This window comes from Bythopirellula sp., assembly GCF_041737835.1.
Lineage (GTDB): Bacteria > Planctomycetota > Planctomycetia > Pirellulales > Lacipirellulaceae > Bythopirellula.
In genome coordinates, this window is sequence record NZ_JBGSQY010000022.1 from 88,631 (window position 1) to 106,463 (window position 17,833).

The 17,833-nt window shown below is 55.3% G+C and carries 14 protein-coding genes; 7 read left to right on the forward strand and 7 right to left on the reverse strand.

What is annotated here, in order from left to right:
• The 3 genes from AC6T8Q_RS06765 to AC6T8Q_RS06775 are packed head-to-tail and all read left to right on the forward strand — an operon-like array spanning position 1 to position 2,639.
• Positions 1-519, forward strand: coding sequence for a rhodanese-like domain-containing protein (locus tag AC6T8Q_RS06765; RefSeq protein WP_500678348.1), 519 nt, complete (start codon positions 1-3; stop codon positions 517-519).
• A 31-nt stretch (positions 520-550) separates the two neighbouring features.
• Positions 551-2,197 carry an FAD-dependent oxidoreductase gene (locus AC6T8Q_RS06770; protein WP_500678349.1) on the forward strand — a complete coding sequence of 549 codons (1,647 nt, stop codon included), beginning with the start codon at positions 551-553 and terminating at the stop codon, positions 2,195-2,197.
• A 13-nt stretch (positions 2,198-2,210) separates the two neighbouring features.
• Positions 2,211-2,639, forward strand: a complete 429-nt coding sequence (locus tag AC6T8Q_RS06775; RefSeq protein ID WP_500678350.1) for a ferritin-like domain-containing protein — start codon at positions 2,211-2,213, stop codon at positions 2,637-2,639.
• A gap of 172 nt (positions 2,640-2,811) precedes the next feature.
• On the opposite strand, the gene AC6T8Q_RS06780 is transcribed toward AC6T8Q_RS06775, so the two are convergent.
• From AC6T8Q_RS06780 to AC6T8Q_RS06790, 3 genes are all read right to left on the reverse strand, one after another.
• Positions 2,812-3,714, reverse strand: coding sequence for a PfkB family carbohydrate kinase (locus AC6T8Q_RS06780; RefSeq protein WP_500678351.1), 903 nt, complete (start codon positions 3,712-3,714; stop codon positions 2,812-2,814).
• Positions 3,715-3,846: 132 nt separating this feature from the next.
• Positions 3,847-5,490, reverse strand: a complete 1,644-nt coding sequence (locus AC6T8Q_RS06785) for a DUF1559 domain-containing protein (RefSeq protein ID WP_500678352.1) — start codon at positions 5,488-5,490, stop codon at positions 3,847-3,849.
• 55 nt (positions 5,491-5,545) lie between these two features.
• Complete coding sequence (locus AC6T8Q_RS06790) at positions 5,546-6,139, reverse strand: transposase (RefSeq protein WP_500678353.1); 594 nt, start codon at positions 6,137-6,139, stop codon at positions 5,546-5,548.
• Between the two features lie 142 nt (positions 6,140-6,281).
• Here AC6T8Q_RS06790 and AC6T8Q_RS06795 point away from each other — a divergent pair, with 142 nt between their 5' ends.
• Positions 6,282-7,697 carry an NCS2 family permease gene (locus AC6T8Q_RS06795; RefSeq protein WP_500678354.1) on the forward strand — a complete coding sequence of 472 codons (1,416 nt, stop codon included), beginning with the start codon at positions 6,282-6,284 and terminating at the stop codon, positions 7,695-7,697.
• Here AC6T8Q_RS06795 and AC6T8Q_RS06800 read toward each other — a convergent pair.
• Positions 7,694-9,373, reverse strand: coding sequence for a glutamine--tRNA ligase/YqeY domain fusion protein (locus AC6T8Q_RS06800; RefSeq protein ID WP_500678355.1), 1,680 nt, complete (start codon positions 9,371-9,373; stop codon positions 7,694-7,696). The genes AC6T8Q_RS06795 and AC6T8Q_RS06800 overlap by 4 nt on opposite strands.
• Before the next feature lie 316 nt (positions 9,374-9,689).
• Here AC6T8Q_RS06800 and AC6T8Q_RS06805 point away from each other — a divergent pair, with 316 nt between their 5' ends.
• The gene (locus AC6T8Q_RS06805; RefSeq protein WP_500678356.1) at positions 9,690-10,169 is read left to right on the forward strand and encodes a hypothetical protein; all 480 of its coding nucleotides are present in this window, start codon (positions 9,690-9,692) and stop codon (positions 10,167-10,169) included.
• A gap of 129 nt (positions 10,170-10,298) precedes the next feature.
• Positions 10,299-11,351, forward strand: a complete 1,053-nt coding sequence (locus tag AC6T8Q_RS06810; protein ID WP_500678357.1) for a response regulator — start codon at positions 10,299-10,301, stop codon at positions 11,349-11,351.
• 6 nt (positions 11,352-11,357) lie between these two features.
• On the opposite strand, the gene AC6T8Q_RS06815 is transcribed toward AC6T8Q_RS06810, so the two are convergent.
• On the reverse strand, positions 11,358-11,834 hold the full coding sequence (locus AC6T8Q_RS06815) for a hypothetical protein (RefSeq protein ID WP_500678358.1): 477 nt from the start codon (positions 11,832-11,834) through the stop codon (positions 11,358-11,360).
• A 141-nt stretch (positions 11,835-11,975) separates the two neighbouring features.
• Positions 11,976-13,127 carry a glutamate 5-kinase gene (gene proB, locus AC6T8Q_RS06820; protein WP_496922334.1) on the reverse strand — a complete coding sequence of 384 codons (1,152 nt, stop codon included), beginning with the start codon at positions 13,125-13,127 and terminating at the stop codon, positions 11,976-11,978.
• 185 nt (positions 13,128-13,312) lie between these two features.
• Here proB and AC6T8Q_RS06825 point away from each other — a divergent pair, with 185 nt between their 5' ends.
• Positions 13,313-15,736, forward strand: a complete 2,424-nt coding sequence (locus tag AC6T8Q_RS06825; protein ID WP_500678359.1) for a M48 family metalloprotease — start codon at positions 13,313-13,315, stop codon at positions 15,734-15,736.
• Here AC6T8Q_RS06825 and AC6T8Q_RS06830 read toward each other — a convergent pair.
• Positions 15,729-17,750 carry a S1C family serine protease gene (locus AC6T8Q_RS06830; RefSeq protein ID WP_500678360.1) on the reverse strand — a complete coding sequence of 674 codons (2,022 nt, stop codon included), beginning with the start codon at positions 17,748-17,750 and terminating at the stop codon, positions 15,729-15,731. The two genes, AC6T8Q_RS06825 and AC6T8Q_RS06830, sit on opposite strands and share 8 nt — an antisense overlap.
• Between the last annotated feature and the right edge of the window lie 83 nt (positions 17,751-17,833).

A 17,833-nucleotide genomic window follows, 5' to 3' on the forward strand; every position in this document is an offset into this window, starting at 1 on the left:
ATGTCCGTTGCCACGATTTCTCCACAGGATTTATCCGAGCGCATCAAACGAGGTGAGGCCCGCGAAATCATCGATGTCCGTATGCCGGCCGAGTATCGTGAAGTGCATGCCACGGTCGCACGGAACGTACCGCTCGATGAGCTAACGCCGCAAGCAGTTCCTGTTGATCAAGGTCAGCCGCTCTACTTCATTTGCAAAATGGGGGGCCGCTCGGCCAAGGCTTGCCAAAAAATGATTGATGCTGGCGTAGCAAATGTCGTGAGCGTTGATGGCGGGACCCAAGCATGGGAAGCAGCGGGGCTTCCCGTTGTTCGTGGCAAAAAGGCGATGTCCCTTGAACGGCAAGTTCGCATCGCGGCGGGGAGTCTCGTTTTACTGGGAGTGGTTCTCGGGTACTTCGTTCATCCCTACTTCGTCGGTCTGAGTGCGTTCGTGGGGGCGGGGCTTGTCTTTGCCGGTGTGACCGACACCTGTGGCATGGGGATGTTACTCGCGCGGATGCCGTGGAATAAAGTTTGATTCAATCTCTTATTGAAAGCGCAGGTGTAAGATGAAAATCGTCATCGTGGGTGCGGTGGCGGGTGGGGCATCGGCCGCGGCTCGGGCACGCCGCTTGGATGAAGATGCCGAGATCATTCTTTTGGAACGAGGCGAGGCGCCCTCGTTTGCCAACTGCGGCCTCCCCTATTACATCGGTGGCGTAATTCAGGGCCGCGATAAATTGCTCGTTGCGCCGAAACAGCGACTTATCGATCGCTACCGGCTGGATGTTCGCACACGCAGTGAAGTGCTGAGCATCGACCGCGAGGCAAGAAAAGTACATATCCGCGAGCTGGAATCAGGCCGCGAATACTCTGAGTCCTACGACAAGTTGATTCTTTCCCCCGGTGCCGTGCCAATTCGCCCGCCGATTCCTGGCGCGAATCTGCCCAATGTGTTTACGTTGCGCGATCTGCGCGATGCCGATCAACTGTTTGCGGTGACAAGCTCAGCGAAAAGTGCAGTCATCGTTGGTGCGGGCTTCATTGGTTTGGAAATGGCCGAAAATCTCGTCCATCGCGGGATTCAAACCACGGTGGTGGAACTGGCCAACCAGATTCTGCCTCCTTGGGACGCCGAAATGGTCAGCCCGATTGCCGACCACTTGCGTGCCAAGGGCGTGCAGCTTGTGCTCTCCGATGCCGCGGAAGCGATCGAACCTCAAAATGGTCAGCTGCATTTGCGCCTGCGGTCTGGTGAGCAACTCACTGCCGATTTTGTGGTGCTGAGCGTGGGCGTTCGGCCCGAGAACAAACTGGCCCTTGATGCAGAATTAGAAGTTGGTCCGCGTGGCGGCATCCGTGTCAACGAATACATGCAAACGAGCGACCCCGATATTTATGCAGTTGGTGATGCAGTCGAAACTTTCAACTTCATCGATGGATCACCATCGCAGATTCCACTGGCCGGGCCCGCCAACCGCCAGGGCCGCATCGCCGCTGATCATATCTTTGGTCACGAGGCTCATTTTCGCGGTACCCAGGGCACGGCCATCGTCGGTGTGTTTGAGATGGCTGCAGCAATGACGGGGTTCAGCGAGAAAGTACTGCGGACTGCGAACATTCCTTACGAGAAAATTTATGTGCACCCTGCGCATCATGCCGGCTACTATCCGGGTGCCGAGCAAATGACTTTGAAACTCTTATTCGCACCTTCCGATGGGAAAATTCTTGGCGCACAAATTGCTGGACGTTCCGGAGTTGATAAGCGAATCGATGTGCTGGCCGTTGCGATTCAAGCAGGCATGACCGTGTACGACTTAGAAGAAATGGAACTCGCCTACGCCCCGCAATTTGGTTCTGCGAAGGATCCCGTTAATATGGCGGGGTTTGTTGCGGCTGGTGTACTGGAAGACTTGCAGCCGATTGCTCACTTCGACCAAACGCAGGATAATGAGCACAAGTTTCTGGTGGATGTACGTTCGCCGGAAGAATTCGCGCGGGGTAGTGTCCCCGGTGCGGTGAATATTCCCATCGAGCAGTTGCGTGAGCGGCTTGATGAGTTGCCACGTGAGAAAACCATCTTGGCGTATTGCCAAGTGGGGCAACGCGGTTACTTGGCAACACGCATCCTCGCGCAGCGGGGATTCAACGTGGCCAATCTGAGCGGCGGCTACACAACTTACAAACAAGTCATGGCTGCTCGCGAACAAAGATAAAACGGAGGATGAAATGGACAAAGAAACCCTGATCAAGAAGCTCAATGAAGATCTAGCGGGTGAGTTATCTGCGATCATTCAATACTTAACTTACGCAGCCAAAGCAACGGGGCCCTATCGTCCGCAACTCGCGGAGTTTTTCCTCGCCGAAGTGCCCGATGAACAAGGCCACGCGCAGTTTTTAGCCAACAAGATCGTAGCCTTGGGTGGCGAGCCGACGACGGTCCCCCGTCCAGTGACCGAAGCTCACAGCAATCACGAAATGCTCGAAGCGATCCTCAAGGCCGAGAAAAAGGCGACTGCCGATTACACCCAGCGAGCCAAAGAAGCCGATGCCTTCGGCGACAAAGGCCTCGCCGTGCAGCTCGAAGACATGGTCCGCGACGAAAGTGGCCACGCCGAAGAAACCGAACGGATCTTGCGCGACTGGCCGCTGAAGTAGCTGGCATACCCGCTAAAACACCGCTCGGGGTGTCATTCCGAGGGAGCCTAGGCGACTGAGGAATCTGGCTTCAATCGTCACACGCTATGCGAAGTGTGTGACGATTGAAGCCTATTTATTTTCCTGCGATAAAATCTGATCGCGTCTCAGGAATCAAAATTTTGCTGCTTAATTAGAAGTTGAGCATCTTACGATAGAGTTGCATCCGGTCATCGATATCCGCACGGGTGATTTCGGTCAGCCGTTCCAGTCCAAAACCTTCGACATTAAAACTCGCCACGAGAATACCGTAGGCCATCGCGGTCTTGAGCGTTTCGGGATCGAAGTTGTCACGTTCCGAAAGATAGCCCATCATCCCGCCGGCGAAGCTGTCGCCCGCGCCCGTGGGATCGATGACGTTTTGCGTGGGGTAAGCCGGGAGCACATAGGTTTCATGTTCGCTAAAGAACATGGCTCCATGTTCGCCCTTTTTGATGATCACAAACTTAGGACCCATCTCACGCACGCGATGACCCGCCGTGACGAGATTTTCCGTCTGGGCGATTAACTTGGCTTCGCTATCGTTAAGCACCAACCCATCAAGTTGCGTGAGCAACTTATTGAGATCTTCCCGTGCGATGTTGATCCACAAGTCCATCGTGTCGGCCACGGCTAGCCGTCGACCAGGCACTTGCGAGAGAACTTTCATCTGCACGGCTGGCACGCCGTTGGCGAGAAACACATATTTTGCCCGGCGATAACTTTCCGGCAGCACGGGATCGAACTCGCCAAACACGTTGAGCTGCACGTCGAGCGTGTCGCGGTCGTTCATGTTGTCGTGATAACGGCCGGTCCAAGTAAAGGTCTTACCGCCTTCCACTTGGTGCAGCCCCGACACGTCGATGTTGCGGTCGCTGAGCAATTTGGTGTGCTCGGCGGGCCAATCGGCACCGACGACCCCCACGAGCCGCACGCTTGTGAAGAAGCTCGCGGCATAGGAAAAGTGGGTGGCCGAACCCCCAAGCAGGTTATCCCGACGGTCAGTGGGAGTTTCGACGTTATCAATAGCGACCGATCCGACAACAACAAGTGGCATGGCTTTGGCGGGCCCCAATTATTAGGAAAACCCAGTAGCGGGCGGTGAATCAAGGAAGTGCTTCAAATCCTAAACGAACCCGCGATTATGCCCGCTTAGGCCCTACCATGACAAGGGCCGATCTCGGCGCCGCTATGGAGTTTGCACAGTCTCGCCGCCAGAAATCGTCAACAATTTCTTGAAAACATCCTTGTCGATATTCTCGGCAATCATCCTGACCGAACCATCACAGAATCCCACGACAAATGTGCCAGGATGCATCGAACCCGTGAGTCCGTTCAGCGGATTTTCCGGATCGACTTCCCAGTCGTCGGGTTTCGTCCAAGTTGTGGCACGATCATCGCTGACTTGTACGACGGCTATGGTATTTGAGGTGCCATCCGTAATCTGCTTCATCGACGTACCCTTTTCCGTACCGTTGAACAGATTGCCCGCGCCTTTGACTCCGAGATAGTGACTAAGGCCCTCAGTGGGATTTTTGCCTGAACTAGAGTCGATGTAAACTTCGGGCATTTTGGCGATGAGAGTCTTGTTGTGTTCGCTGTCCCACGGTTCATCGAGATGAAACTGATTGTAAAGAGCCTGTTGCTCTAAGTAGGGAAGAATATGCACACGCCAGCTCAAAAGCGGTTTGCCATCCTTGTAATTGGCATGAGCGGGGAATGACTTGGTCGCTGATTCATGGTTCAGCATGGCTAGCATGATCTGTTTGACATTGTTCATCGACGAATTCCGCCGGGCCGCTTCGCGTGCGGCTTGCACAGCGGGAAGCAACAAAGCCACCAAGATTCCCGAAATGGCCACCGTTGTCAGTGCCGTGGCATCACTCCCCTCCCCTGCAACACGAAAGATAACAAACTTCTCCCCTTCGCGTTTGGGCATCACCGCGTCGTAAGTGCTCGAGAGCATCCGTTCTTGATAACGGCCCAGCGCCTGCTGCACGGGGTCGGCATCCGCTTTAAGCCGAGCGATCTCCGCGTTGGCTTGCGTCTTGATCAGGTCGCCGGTCTTCACCAGGATTTGCTCAAGCTTTTCGGCGTCTGCAGCGTTGTTGGCGTCGACGACCAGCTCGCTCGTGCCGGCGTTCGAAACATTGATGCGGAATTCAACCGACTTGATCAAGTTGGGCGCTTCATACAGATAACCCAACTCCATGGGGATCTCGGCTTGCATGAGTCCCATGTTGATCATGGGGCGCAGTGGCGCGACATCGACCGCGACATACAAATCATCGCCCGCCGCCGAGGCCAGCTTGGCATTGATGTTGTTCTCATAGGGCGTGATCCCGCCAGTAAGAAATTTTTGCAGCACGTCTTCTGAGGTGGCAAGAATCGTGGTGTCAGTGGGGAAGTACAGGCTCGGCTCGATCGGCTTGGGATTCTTGAAATGGGGCCGTGCGCTGCCGACTTGCTCTTCCAAATTCTTGGTCACTTCGGGAACCAGTTTTCCCGCCACGTCGCTGGTGAAACTCATGATCACCGAATAATTTGGCGGACCCGTGAGCGGAGGCTCCATCGAAATGAGCAAGCGGTCCATTTCCAAGGCGTCGATGCCAACATACTGGATGGAAGCCGCCTGCAATACTTCCAGCGGCATCATCTGAAACATGGGCGAGTTGTAAATCGCTTGCGGCCGCGCCGAAACAACGAGGCAAGCCTGGGGCAGCACGTACGTCATATCAATCGGCGCCACATCTTGGGCCAGCAAATGACCACTCGGCGTAACCAGCATCAAGAACGCCAAAAACCAACACAGGAAACGCGATTGAATCAACATAAGGAAAGTCCCCAGGCGAGCCCACTTCAGTGGGCGGTGCACAAAAACGTAACCATCACTTAGGTCGCTTATTCAAATACCGTTTATACGGCACCCCATCCAAAAAAGCATCCAGTTCAAGCGAACGCCGAATAGCAGACTCCACATTAACGTTCACTCGCGTGTGCGGATAGGACCGCCAATCATCCGCAACGCCATGGCGGACGGCCTGCATCAGCGTGTACCGATAAGCCAACCGGCCTTGTCTTTCATCGCGGATCGCACCGTCGAAGTATTCGTGGCCTTTGGCATCGCGCCAAAAATTAAGTCGCCGCTCGGGCAACAAATCATTCACTAATTTTGCCACGGAACCGTGAAGTCGCTGCATCCACGGCGAAAGTTTTCGCCCTTCGTACAAATAACCGAGCGTGTGATAATGGTTGTCCAGCAGGGAGGTCACCCAAGGCACGAAGCGAAATTGCTTGGTAGAGTGCTCGAAACGGTCCCAGAAAACCGTTTTGGCTACTTCGCTGCGAAGTGCAGGAAACTGATCACGACACCGAGCCGTGATAAAGTAAACTTGGTTATCAATCAGCCAATGTTCATACCGATAGGACTCACCGTATTCAAGATTCCGACCTCGCGAGATTTTGCGAACAGGTTTGGACATGTGCCGCATTGTAATGGAGTTTTGACATCATGCAAAGCAGTTTTAGGCACCGCCCGCTGAAGCGGGCTCGCCTACTCAAATCGCCTACTGGCGAGCCCGCTTCAGCGGGCGGTGCATTTTATTAACTATGTAACCCCCACCCATGAACTTCCTCGAACGCCAATTTCAACTCTCCGCCCGCGGCACCACAGTCGGTACCGAGTTCGCCGCGGGGGTGACCACATTCCTCACGATGTGTTACATCATCTTCGTGCAGCCCGCGATGCTCTCGGGGAAGATGTTTGGCATCGATACCGGCATGGACTTCGCCGGCGTCATGGCCGCGACCTGCATTGCCTCGGCCATTGCCTCAGTTGTGATGGCACTCATGGCGAACTACCCCGTGGCCTTGGCTCCGGGGATGGGAATCAATGCCTATTTCGTGCTGGCCTTGCTCCCCGCCATCGCTGCCACGGGGCACGACGAGCCTTGGCAAGTCGCACTGGGCGTGGTGCTGCTAAGCGGTCTGTTGTTCTTGGTGCTGACGCTATTAGGTGTACGCGAAAAAATCTTTGATGCCCTCAGCCCCAGCCTCAAGAGTGCGATCGCCGTGGGCATTGGCTTGTTTATCGCACTGATCGGCCTCAAGAATGGTGAAGTCATTATCGCCAACCCCGCGACGTTCATCGCCATGAACCACGTCGTTTACGACCCCGACGTGATCGTTTTCTTCGTGGGACTTGTCGTGGGCGGAGCATTTTTCGCCCGCAACATCCGCGGGGCCGTCCTCGCGGGAATCGTGGCATCGTTGCTGACGGCTATCTTGCTGCAAATGCTGCTGCCTAACTTTGAAAGCTGGACATCAAACCCCGTCGTGGCTCAATCGCAACTCATGACGAAGTTACATTGGTCGGGCGACTGGATGGCCCCTCCCCCCTCGCTTGTACCAACCTTTTTCAAATTCGATCTGCTCGGCGTGTTCGACCTGCGAATCCTGCCGTTCGTGGTCGTGTTTTTGTTCATCGACATGTTCGACACGATTGGCACGCTCATCGGAGTGACCCAACAAGCGGGACTCGTAAAAAATGGTAAGCTCCCCAATGTCGGCCGCGCGATGACTGCCGACGCCACGGGCACGATCTGCGGGGCTTGTTTCGGCACGTCGACCGTGACCAGCTACGTGGAATCCGCGGCCGGTGTGGAAGCCGGGGGCCGCACCGGTTTGACGGCGATCTTCACGGCCTGTTGTTTTCTCGCGGCGCTATTTTTCGCACCTCTTGTGGAACTCGTCGGTTCCTATCCACCAATCACCGCTTCGGCCTTGGTGTTGGTGGGAGCAATGATGGTTCGCAACATCACCGAAATCGATTGGCAAACACCCGGCGAGGCAATCCCCGCGTTCTTGCTGATGATTGCCATCCCCTTCACATTTTCCATCGGCGATGGCATCGCGTTGGGTCTGGTCGCGTATGTGGCGATCAATCTGCTCGCTGGACGCAAACAAGCCGTCAATCTGACACTCGGAATACTCGCAGCATTAATACTCGCTTACTTTGTGTTTGTGAGGGCGAGTATTTAATTCTTCTTCGCTTCCTTCACCCAACTATCGCGCAACGTCGACGTGCGATTGAACACCGGCTTGTTCGGTTTCGAGTCCACCGGATCGACGAAAAAGTAGCCCAGCCGTTCGAATTGGTAATGCTCTCCCGGTAAGGCGTTGAGCAGCGATGGTTCGAGTTGGGCCGTGGTCAGCACGTCGAGCGAATTCGGATTGATGTTGTCGAGAAACGTGCCACCCACGGGAGCTTCGTCGGGATTCTCCACGCGGAACAAGTGATCGTAGAGTCGCACTTCGGCGTTGATCGCACTCGCGGCGGAAACCCAGTGGATCGTCCCCTTCACTTTGCGGCTGTGATCGGGATCGAACGTACAGTGCAGTTCTGCGATTCTGCCCGACGCATCTTTCTTGACGTCATCACATTTGATAATCCCTGCGGAGCGAATGCGTACTTCGCCCCCCGGCTTCAATCGGAAAAACTTAGACGGCGCATCCTCCATGAAGTCGTCTTCTTCGATGAAAATTTCGCGCGTGAGGGGAATCATCCGCGTCCCCATCTCAGGTTTTTGGGGATGATTGGGGGCTTCGATTTCAATCACTTTGCCGAGTTCGATATTTGTCAGCACGACTTTGCGCGGCTTCAAGACCGCCATCGCCCGCGGCGAGGTTTCGTTGAGGTTTTCCCGAATTGCATCTTCTAGCCACGCCATGTCGATCGTGCTGTTGAACTTCGCCACGCCGATGCGCTCGCAAAAGGCTTGAATCGCCTCGGCGGTGTAGCCGCGGCGGCGCAGCCCACGAATCGTGAGCATCCGCGGATCGTCCCAACCCGAGACGTGCTTCTCGGTGACCAATTGCAACAGTTTCCGTTTACTCATCACGGCGAAGGTGAGGTTCAGCCGCGCGAATTCAATCTGTTGCGGATGATGAATCCCCAGCGCTTCACAGAACCAATCGTACAGAGGGCGATGATTCTCAAACTCGAGCGTACAGATCGAGTGCGTGATCCCTTCGATCGAATCGCTTTGCCCGTGGGTGTAATCATAAGATGGATAGATGCACCACGTATCGCCCGTGCGATGATGGTGAGCATGCTTGATACGATACATCACCGGATCGCGGAGATTGATGTTCGACGAAGCCATATCGATCTTCGCGCGCAAGGTCCGCGCGCCGTCGGGGAATTCCCCTTTCCGCATCCGCGCGAACAAATCGAGATTCTCCTCGACGCTGCGATCGCGGTAGGGACTGTTCTTGCCAGGATCCACAAGCGTGCCGCGGTATTCGCGCATCTCTTCGGCGTTCAGGTCGCAGACAAAAGCCTTCCCACCTTTGATCAACTGCACCGCCCAGTCGTGAAGTTGTTCGAAGTAATCCGAGGCGAAGAACAGCCGATCTTCCCAATCGCCCCCAAGCCAGCGGACGTCGTCGAGAATCGAATCGACGTACTCTTGCTCTTCCTTCGTGGGATTAGTGTCGTCGAACCGCAGATTGAATTTGCCGCCATACTGCCGCGCGAGCCCTGCATTCAGGCAGATGCTCTTGGCATGGCCGATATGCAGATAGCCATTCGGCTCGGGCGGGAACCGGGTATGGACGCGTCCCCCGTTCTTTCCGGCTGCCAAATCGGCATCGATGATTTGTTCAATAAAATTCCGCGAGGCTTTTTCCTCGCCGGGGGTCGGTGCGGTCGACATCGTAGGTCCTACTTAAAGTCGCATGATTGCCTAATCTCACTATCAATTTAGCAAATCTTGGCCGCCTTGAGGTAGGTGAGAATCAAATGGTTTTGGATTCACACACAGTAAATCATGAAAACATGGGGTCAATTAAAAAGCAGACAGCGCAGCTTTCTCGGAATTGAGTTTCAGCAACCACCTGCGGAGACGCCCCTTGAATCGCCAATTCAACAAGGATCACTACATCCCGAACAGTCCCTACGATTCTTAGGGCGTTATGAGCTACGTTATAGATGGGAGACTTTTTTAGAATTCTTGAGCGAGGAGCGGAACAATGGCTAAGCATATCCAACGCAAGAAGTATCTGGTCGACCAGGAAGTCCAAGGAGGATTGTTGGGCAGGGCCGCCTGTTATTGGCTGCTCAGTCTGGCGGTGGTGACGGCTCTCAATGTCCTGGGCTGGGTTTACATCACTCCGGGTGCCGATGCCTTAATTCGGATGCGTGCCGAGGTCCCTTCACTCTTGGGCGCACTCTTGATTGCGGTTGGGAGCACGCTCATCCTATTGCCAATTTTGATGTACGACCTTGCTAAGCACACCAATCGCTTCGCGGGACCCATCTATCGATTGCAACGCTGCATGAACGACTTGGCAGCCGGGAAGCCAGTTCGTTCGATAGCATTTCGTAAAGACGATTATTGGAAAGATCTAGCAGAGTCCTTTAACCAAGTGGTTGCACGTATGGAAAGTCTTGAGCATGCCCAGCCTTCCACGGACTTAGTTGAATTCGACACATTGATCGCTAAGAACTAAGCAAAGTATTACTGATTGATATCTTAAGCAGAAGTACATCCCTCCTTGTTGGGTCGAACCATGTCAAGCTATCCCTGTGGTGATTCCCATTCCGCGGGGCGAGCAGCAACCGGATGTTAGGCAAGTATCATGGCGTCAATGTGTTGGTACGTTAAGGCGATTGAACAGCTCTCTTCAATCGCCAAGCAATTGGCCCTGGCAACTGATCTCGAAGATGTCGCGCTGCTCGTTAACCATGCGCTCGGCGAATTGCTCTCGGCCGATGCCGGCAGTTTGGTTCTCCGCTATGGCGATCAATGTTATTGCCTACCCGAACCTGACCAAGACATTCTTCACGACGGCCAACTGCTACCCCTGCATCTTTGCAACAGTGGCTGGGCCATGCTCAATCGTCGAGTTGCGGTTTGCCATGACATCGACCTCGACGAGCATTTTCAATTCGGCGCGGATCGCCACACGTTCGCCAAGAGTTTGATAATCGTGCCGCTGGGGCATCCTCGTCCGCAGGCCGCAATCAGCACCTATTGGCTACAAAAGCACGAATCGTCTGACGAGGAAGTGGGCATTCTCAAGATGCTCGCTCACATGGTCGAGTTAGCACTCAGGCGAGTTGGCATCCCCGTATTGCCTCGGCTACAGCGGGCAGCCGTCGAAGAAATTCACACGGAAACAATTCTTTTTGCCCTGCCACGCGAACTCGCCGAGTGTGTCGACGCAGAGAGAAACCCCAACTGTTTGGCAAATGTTTTACTGGTTGAGGATATAGAAGATCATCTACTTCTAACCAAAAGGCTTTTGTTTGAAAAAGGCGGCCTCGGCTGCAATCTCCAGATCGCCAACAACTCCAAGCAGGCACTTGATCAGCTGTACGAAGCCCACTATCGCCGCGAGCCCATTGATCTGATCTTGCTGGATATCAGTCTTCCCGGCATGGACGGCTTCCAACTGATGCAGCTCATCCAAACGAGTGACACCTTTCGTCACACGCCCATCATCATGTGTACCGTTTCGACCGACGCGCAAGACAAACAACGAGCCGCAACGTTGGGCGCGGCCGGTTATTTGATCAAGCCACCGCACCTCGAACGATTCAAAGGCATTGTCAAAAAGCTCGAATCGATTCAAGTGCAAGATTACGGACAGGACCAGCGCCTGGTGCGCAGCCTGCAAGCGGCTTCTTAAACGCAACTATTGCCCCTGCGCAGCTCGGGCGGCATAAACGCGCACGGCGGCTCGCAGCACGTCGTATTGATAAAGCTCATCCGCTTCGCCGCTGTAACGCATCAGCGCCAGATCGGCTTCTTGAAGTTGCTTGAGTTGTTGTGCGGTGAGATTGCGCGTCAAAAAATCGTTCTCCGCCGCGGTCCGTACAGGAGAATAATCGCCGACTCTCAAAAACGGTCGGTAATCCGCGAGCCGACGATTCAGTACGGCAAGTTCTAGTCGTGTTTGCGCGGACGCATCGGCGAGGGCCTGACGCTTCATCGGCAAAGTGACTTGCCGATACTCAATCAGTTGTTGACGAGCGAGTGCGTAGTCACGATAGGCATCCACTAATTCCGGCGTCAAAACGATGGCAGGCGTGTCCTGCGGGAGACTTTCTTGAGCAGATGCGAATGACGAGCACATCACGAATACAACACAAACAGAAAACAACAAACGCATGAGAATCTCCGAAAAGCAAGCGAGCGGGGGACGTAAGTCCCCTGCAGATTCGCTGGTGATCACCAACTTTTCAGAGTAATTACCAACTCAACGATTGCCAGTAAATCGTGAGATAAGTGGCCGTTAGCCGTTACAATCGCCCTAACCCAACACAAGCAGGTTATTGCGATGAACGATTTCGTCGTAAGGCCGATGGCCCAACAACTCGGCAATGCGTTCGGTCGGTTGACCGGCGATGATCTTCATTTCCTCGGCCGAATAATTCGTGAGCCCCCGCGCGAACTCGCGGCCCGTGTTGTCGCAGAGCGAGACCACATCCCCTTTGATAAAACTCCCAGCGACCGCGGCCACGCCCACGGCGAGCAAACTCCGCCCGCCGGTGGCGATGGCTTGGCAGGCTCCTACGTCGAGCGTGAGTTTCCCCGCAGGGATCGCTCCCCAACCGATCCACCGCTTACGCGAATCCAGCGACGGTCCCTCGGCGATAAACAGCGTACCGACATCTTTACCGGCGAGGATATCGGCAATCACGTTCTCGCGTCGGCCGCTGGCGATCACCACATTCTCACCGGCCGTCGTCGCGATCCGCGCGGCGTTGAGCTTGCTCGTCATCCCGCCCGTGCTGAGCTTGATGCCGGGGCGTTGCGGATTGTCATGCACCAACTGTTGCTGCGCGGCGGCAATGTCGGTGATGATCGACAGCACCTTGGAATCGGGATCACTAGGATCACCCGAGTAAACTCCTTCGATATCGGAAAGCAATACGAGCACCGATGCGCGGATCAGATTTGTCACTAGTGCCGCGAGTCGGTCGTTGTCGCCCAAACTCAATTTGAGTTCTTCGGTACTGACCGTGTCGTTCTCGTTGATGATCGGCACGGCATTCGACTCGAACAGCGCAAACAGCGTGTTACGAATATTGAGATACCGGCTGCGGTCCTTCAAATCGTCGGCTGTGAGAAGAATTTGTGCGGCATGCAGTTGAAACGGCTCGAGCGCGCGGTTGTAGGTTTCGATCAAATAGCTTTGACCCACGGCCGCCGCGGCTTGCAGTTGGGCCAAATCCGTGGGGCGCGATTTGAGCCCCATTCGTCCCAGGCCGGCCCCGACAGCCCCGCTGCTCACCAGCACGCATTTCTTGCCCGACTTCCATAAAGTCGCCAACTGCCCCGCGATATTCGCCACGCGATCTTTATCGAGCGTGCCATCGGGATGAGTCAGCACCCGTGTGCCCACTTTCACAACGACCAGCTCGGCCGAGGACATGATTTCTTGACGTACGAGATCCGACATTTCCACCACAACAATTGTTTTATTTCAAACCGCCGACCGCAGTCAGCAATTCTTAGGAGCTTTCCCTTAGCCAAGCTTGAGGTTTCGTAATTGCTTGACAACGAAGGCCAATTATAATCGCTGATGCCCTGATTCACTATTTCACTTGTCGTTATCTCATGCGACCGGGAAGCAGGAAACTTGCCATGGCGATTGAAGTCAACTGTGCCGGCTGCCGAGCGAAGTTTCAAGCCGACGAACGGCACGCCGGCAAAAAGACAAAGTGCCCCAAATGTCAGCAACCGCTGGTCATTCCCACAACCCATGCCGTGGCCCGAGTGGCTTCTTCTCCAGCACCTCGCACAGCCCAATCGGCGGTGGCCGAAGCACCCAAACCCGCGGCAACACCGGCTCCGCAGCAACTCGACCGCCAGCAAATCAGCCAAGCTCTGCTGAAAGGATTCCAAGGACCGATCAAACGTTCGCGGCCTTCGATCATGTATCTGCTCAGCGCGACGCTGGTCGCTTTGGTCATGATTTTGCTGCCGATCGCCTATATCGCGTTCATCGGGCTGGTCGGTTACGGCGTTTACTACCACGCCGTGAATCACATCGAGATGCTGACTTCCGGCAATGTTCGCGGTCGGGCAATTTTTCTGGTCTTTCTCGCATATCTGGCACCGATTGTTTGTGGAGCGATTGCGATCGTCTTCATGATCAAACCCTTGTTCGCCGGACGGGCGATGCACACCCGCACCCGGTCGCTGGCACGCGAAAGCGAACCCCTGCTGTTTGCCTTTGTTGATCGCATTTGCGAAACCGTCGGATCGCCGCGACCCAAGCGAATCGATCTGGATTGCCAAGTGAATGCCTCGGCGAGATTCCGGCGGGGCTTGCTGAGCATGCTGGGCAGAGATCTGGTGCTGACGATTGGTTTGCCACTCGTCGCGGGGCTTAACACACGACAATTCGCTGGAGTGCTTGCCCATGAGTTCGGCCATTTCTCGCAAGGGGCAGGCATGCGGCTTTCCTACATTATTCGCTCGATCAGTTTTTGGTTCGCGCGTGTGGTCTATCAGCGCGATGCCGCCGATCAATGGTTGCAAACGACTGCGCAATCGCTCGACATTCGAATCGGCTGGGTTCTGTATTTGGCCAGCTTGTTTGTTTGGCTCACCCGCCGCATCTTGTGGTGCTTCATGCAGGTGGGCAATGTCATCGGCAGCCATCTCTTGCGACAGATGGAATTTGATGCCGACCGTTACGAAATTCGCCTCGCGGGGAGCGAAGCGTTTATTCAAACGTCAAAACAAATGCAGTATCTCAACGCTTCGATGCAAGCGGCCTTCAATGATCTCAATGAGTTCTATCGCGAAGGCCGTTTGGGCGATGACTTGCCGCAATTGATTATGTCACGCGCCGCAGAGATTCCGCCGGCGCTCGTGAAGGCCATCGACAATCACATGGCGACCACCTCGACGGGTTGGCTCGATACCCACCCCGCCGACAAAGACCGCGTTGCGCAAGCCTGGCAGGAAAGCGCGCCGGGCGTGTTTACCGTCGAATTGCCCGCCACGAATTTGATTTCCGACTTTACCGCTCAGTCGAAGGCAACTACCTGGGAGTTTTATCGTGAAATCTTTGGCAACAAGCTCGATAGCAACAAGTTGCGCCCGATCAGCGAGGTTGTCGCCAAACGCGAACATCATCAGGCCGCACGGGCTGCGCTCGATCGCTTTTTTGTCGGCGGCTGGAACATCGCCGAACCAGTATTGGCGAGCCACGATGCGAGCCGTCCGCCAACCAATCCCCAAGCCGCACTGAAAACGTTGAAACAGACACGGCAACAGATGGAAGCCATCGCCGAGGCCACACTCCCCTATTTTGAAAAGCTTTCTGACGCGCTCGGCGAAGCAATCGCGGCCAAGCAACTGTTGATTTGCGTGCGGGCTGGCATGAAAGTCACTTACAACAAGAAACGGCTGTCGATGCGTGATGAATCGCAAATCAAAAAGCAGCGGGAAGACGCGGAACGACAAGTCCGCGTGGCACGGCAAAATATTGCCCCCTATCAAAAACTGGCAACCGAACGGCTCGCGCTAGATTTGCAACTCTTTCATGTCGCTCAAGTTGCCCAGCGGATCCCCCAACATTCCCAATTGGCGAAGAAACTGCACGCTCGCTTTGAGTGCTTTCTTATCGTCGGCGACCAATTGCAGTCGTTCGTCGAGATTGTCGAAAAGTCTGCGTCCTACAACATGCTTGTTCAAGAGTTGATGGCCAACAATCAGAACGAAGAAGTTTTCCGAGCCGTGCAAGGGCTCACCCGCGAGTTGCATACTTTGGTGCACCGCATGCGGTCGGCATTTCAAAACTTTAAGTATCCGTACGATCACGCGACCAAAGAATTGAGCCTCTCGAATTTTTTAATTCCTGAAGTTCCCATGAAGGACGATATTGGCAGCGTCTACCAAGCCGCCAATCAACTCGTCGAATCGGTACCCGCGCTCTACGAGCGATTGCTGGGCGGTATGGCGCTGATCGCGATTGCGGTCGAAACGGCCGTTGGGTTAGAAAAGCCACCTGCTGCGGAACGCACGGATGCCGTCGTCGCGGCCCTGCCTAATTAGCGTCCTTTTGATCATTCGCCGTCAATTCTTCAATCACTTTGACGATGGAATCCGCTGCGATGGCGTACGTTTCCGTGCGGCCCGAACGGGCGACGTTAAAGCCCACGACTTCGCCATCAAGATTGACCGCTGGCCCACCCACGTCGGTCGGCTCGATCACGGTATCATGCTGAAACGCACTGGCGAAGCCAAATCGGCGCTCGCTCAATTCGCTCCCCAAGCTGTTTTGGAATTCATTGCGTGTGGGACGCAAACCAGGGAACCGGCCCATCAACACGGCGGTCAGTTCCAATTCTTTGCCGCTGCGATCAACCAGCAGCTTCACAGTGTCGCCCGGGCTGAATTCTTGCACTCGTTTAATCAGTGCTTCACGCGAAGGTGTCGCGACCCCTTCGATCTGGAGGATGACGTCGTTAATCAGCATCCCCGCCTTGGCGGCTGCCGAACCGGGAAAGATGCGCACGATCCGCGCATCGCCCGTTTCGCTGTCGAGTTGCACTCCCAGAATGCCGGCTTGGTGGGGAATCACACGCGGTTCGACGCTCACGACGCCAACTTCTACGGGATAGCTGTCTTTTCCCACCGAGGCGAGCCACGAACCGACGATCGGCACCGTCTCGGCGGAAATGCTAAGCGTCGGCAAATCCTGGGCGTCAACTTTCAGTAGCGCCAAGTCGAACTCCCGACTCACCCCCGCCAACTCGGCCGGCAACTCCCGTCCATCCGGCAGGACGCAAGTCAGCGTTCCGTTAAGGGCACTGGCTTTGGTCAGAATTCCACCATTCGCGTCAACGACGCCGCCCAACGCGACTTTACGACCATCCACGTGAACTTCCACAACGGCTTCACGGGCATCAGCCACCACATCGCGAAACGCAGCCCGAACGTGCGGCCCGTGCGCGAATCTCCAACTGGGGACCGTGATCCGCTCCTGCGGATAATTCACTTGCAGTTCTTCTTCGCCATGTTGATGAGTGTCATGGGCCGTCAAATCGAGCGTCCCCGGCAAAGCATCGGCAATCAAACCCACCCGTACCTTAAACGTCATCGGCTTGTTGTCGCGCAAGACTTCGAGTTCAACACGGTCGCCGGGATCTTTGGCCAGCACCAACCGGTTCAGCTCATCGAGCGATTTAATCGCGGTATTATTTGCCGTTTGAATGATGTCGCCGGGCTTCAGCCCCGACTTGGCGGCTGGAAAACCGGGAAACACTTGCGTGACGATACAACGGTCGGCAACGTCGCGACCCGCGATGCCGAGCATCACGCGTTCCCCTTCGTTATCAAGATCATCGAACCCGCGGCCCCAGACTTTACCCGCCACGAGCTCATCCCAATTGGGCCGGATTTCTTCCACGGGAACATGAAAATTATGCTCAGCTTGCATGCCGATGCTCATGTGAATGGCCAGGACTTCCCCCTGCATGTTGAACAGCGGTCCCCCCGAGTCGCCCCCCACGAGCGTGCAGTCGGTGCAAATCCATTCGCCACCTTGCGCGAGAATTCGTCCCAAACGAATCGGCGGTGAGCGATCATCCAAAATCCCGCCCGGTTGGCCCGTGGCAACCACCCACGACCCCACTTCGACTTGTTCATCCGGCGCAAGAGGAGCAAATGGCAAGTCTTCGGGTACTTCGTCGAGTTGCACCATGCCGGCATCCATCGGATGGTGCGCGCCCAAGGTATGCCCCTTGAGCCGTCGCCCATCGGCCAGCACAACCGTGGCCGGCCGATTGGGTCCGCCAATCACATGCGCCGCCGTGAGCACTAACCCTTCAGGCGAAATCAACACGCCACTGCCGATGCTCTGGCCGACTTCAATTTCGACCGTCGCCGCGACGGCTTGGGTCGCAATTTTTTCGACTTGGCTTTGCAGCAGGCGAAGATCCGCCACGTTCTCGGGGTAGCGCTCGTCGAGGACTTTTTCCAACTCGGGAGAAATCGGGAGCGCATCGGCCGCCCAGCTGATAGTCGGCAACAAGCCAAGCAGTAAGAATAATAGAGAACGAGGCATAACGACCTAATTATTCGCGGGCTCGTCGGGTTTCATAAATCTAAGCGGCACAAACTCTTCCGACGAAAAGCACAGGCAAAGCG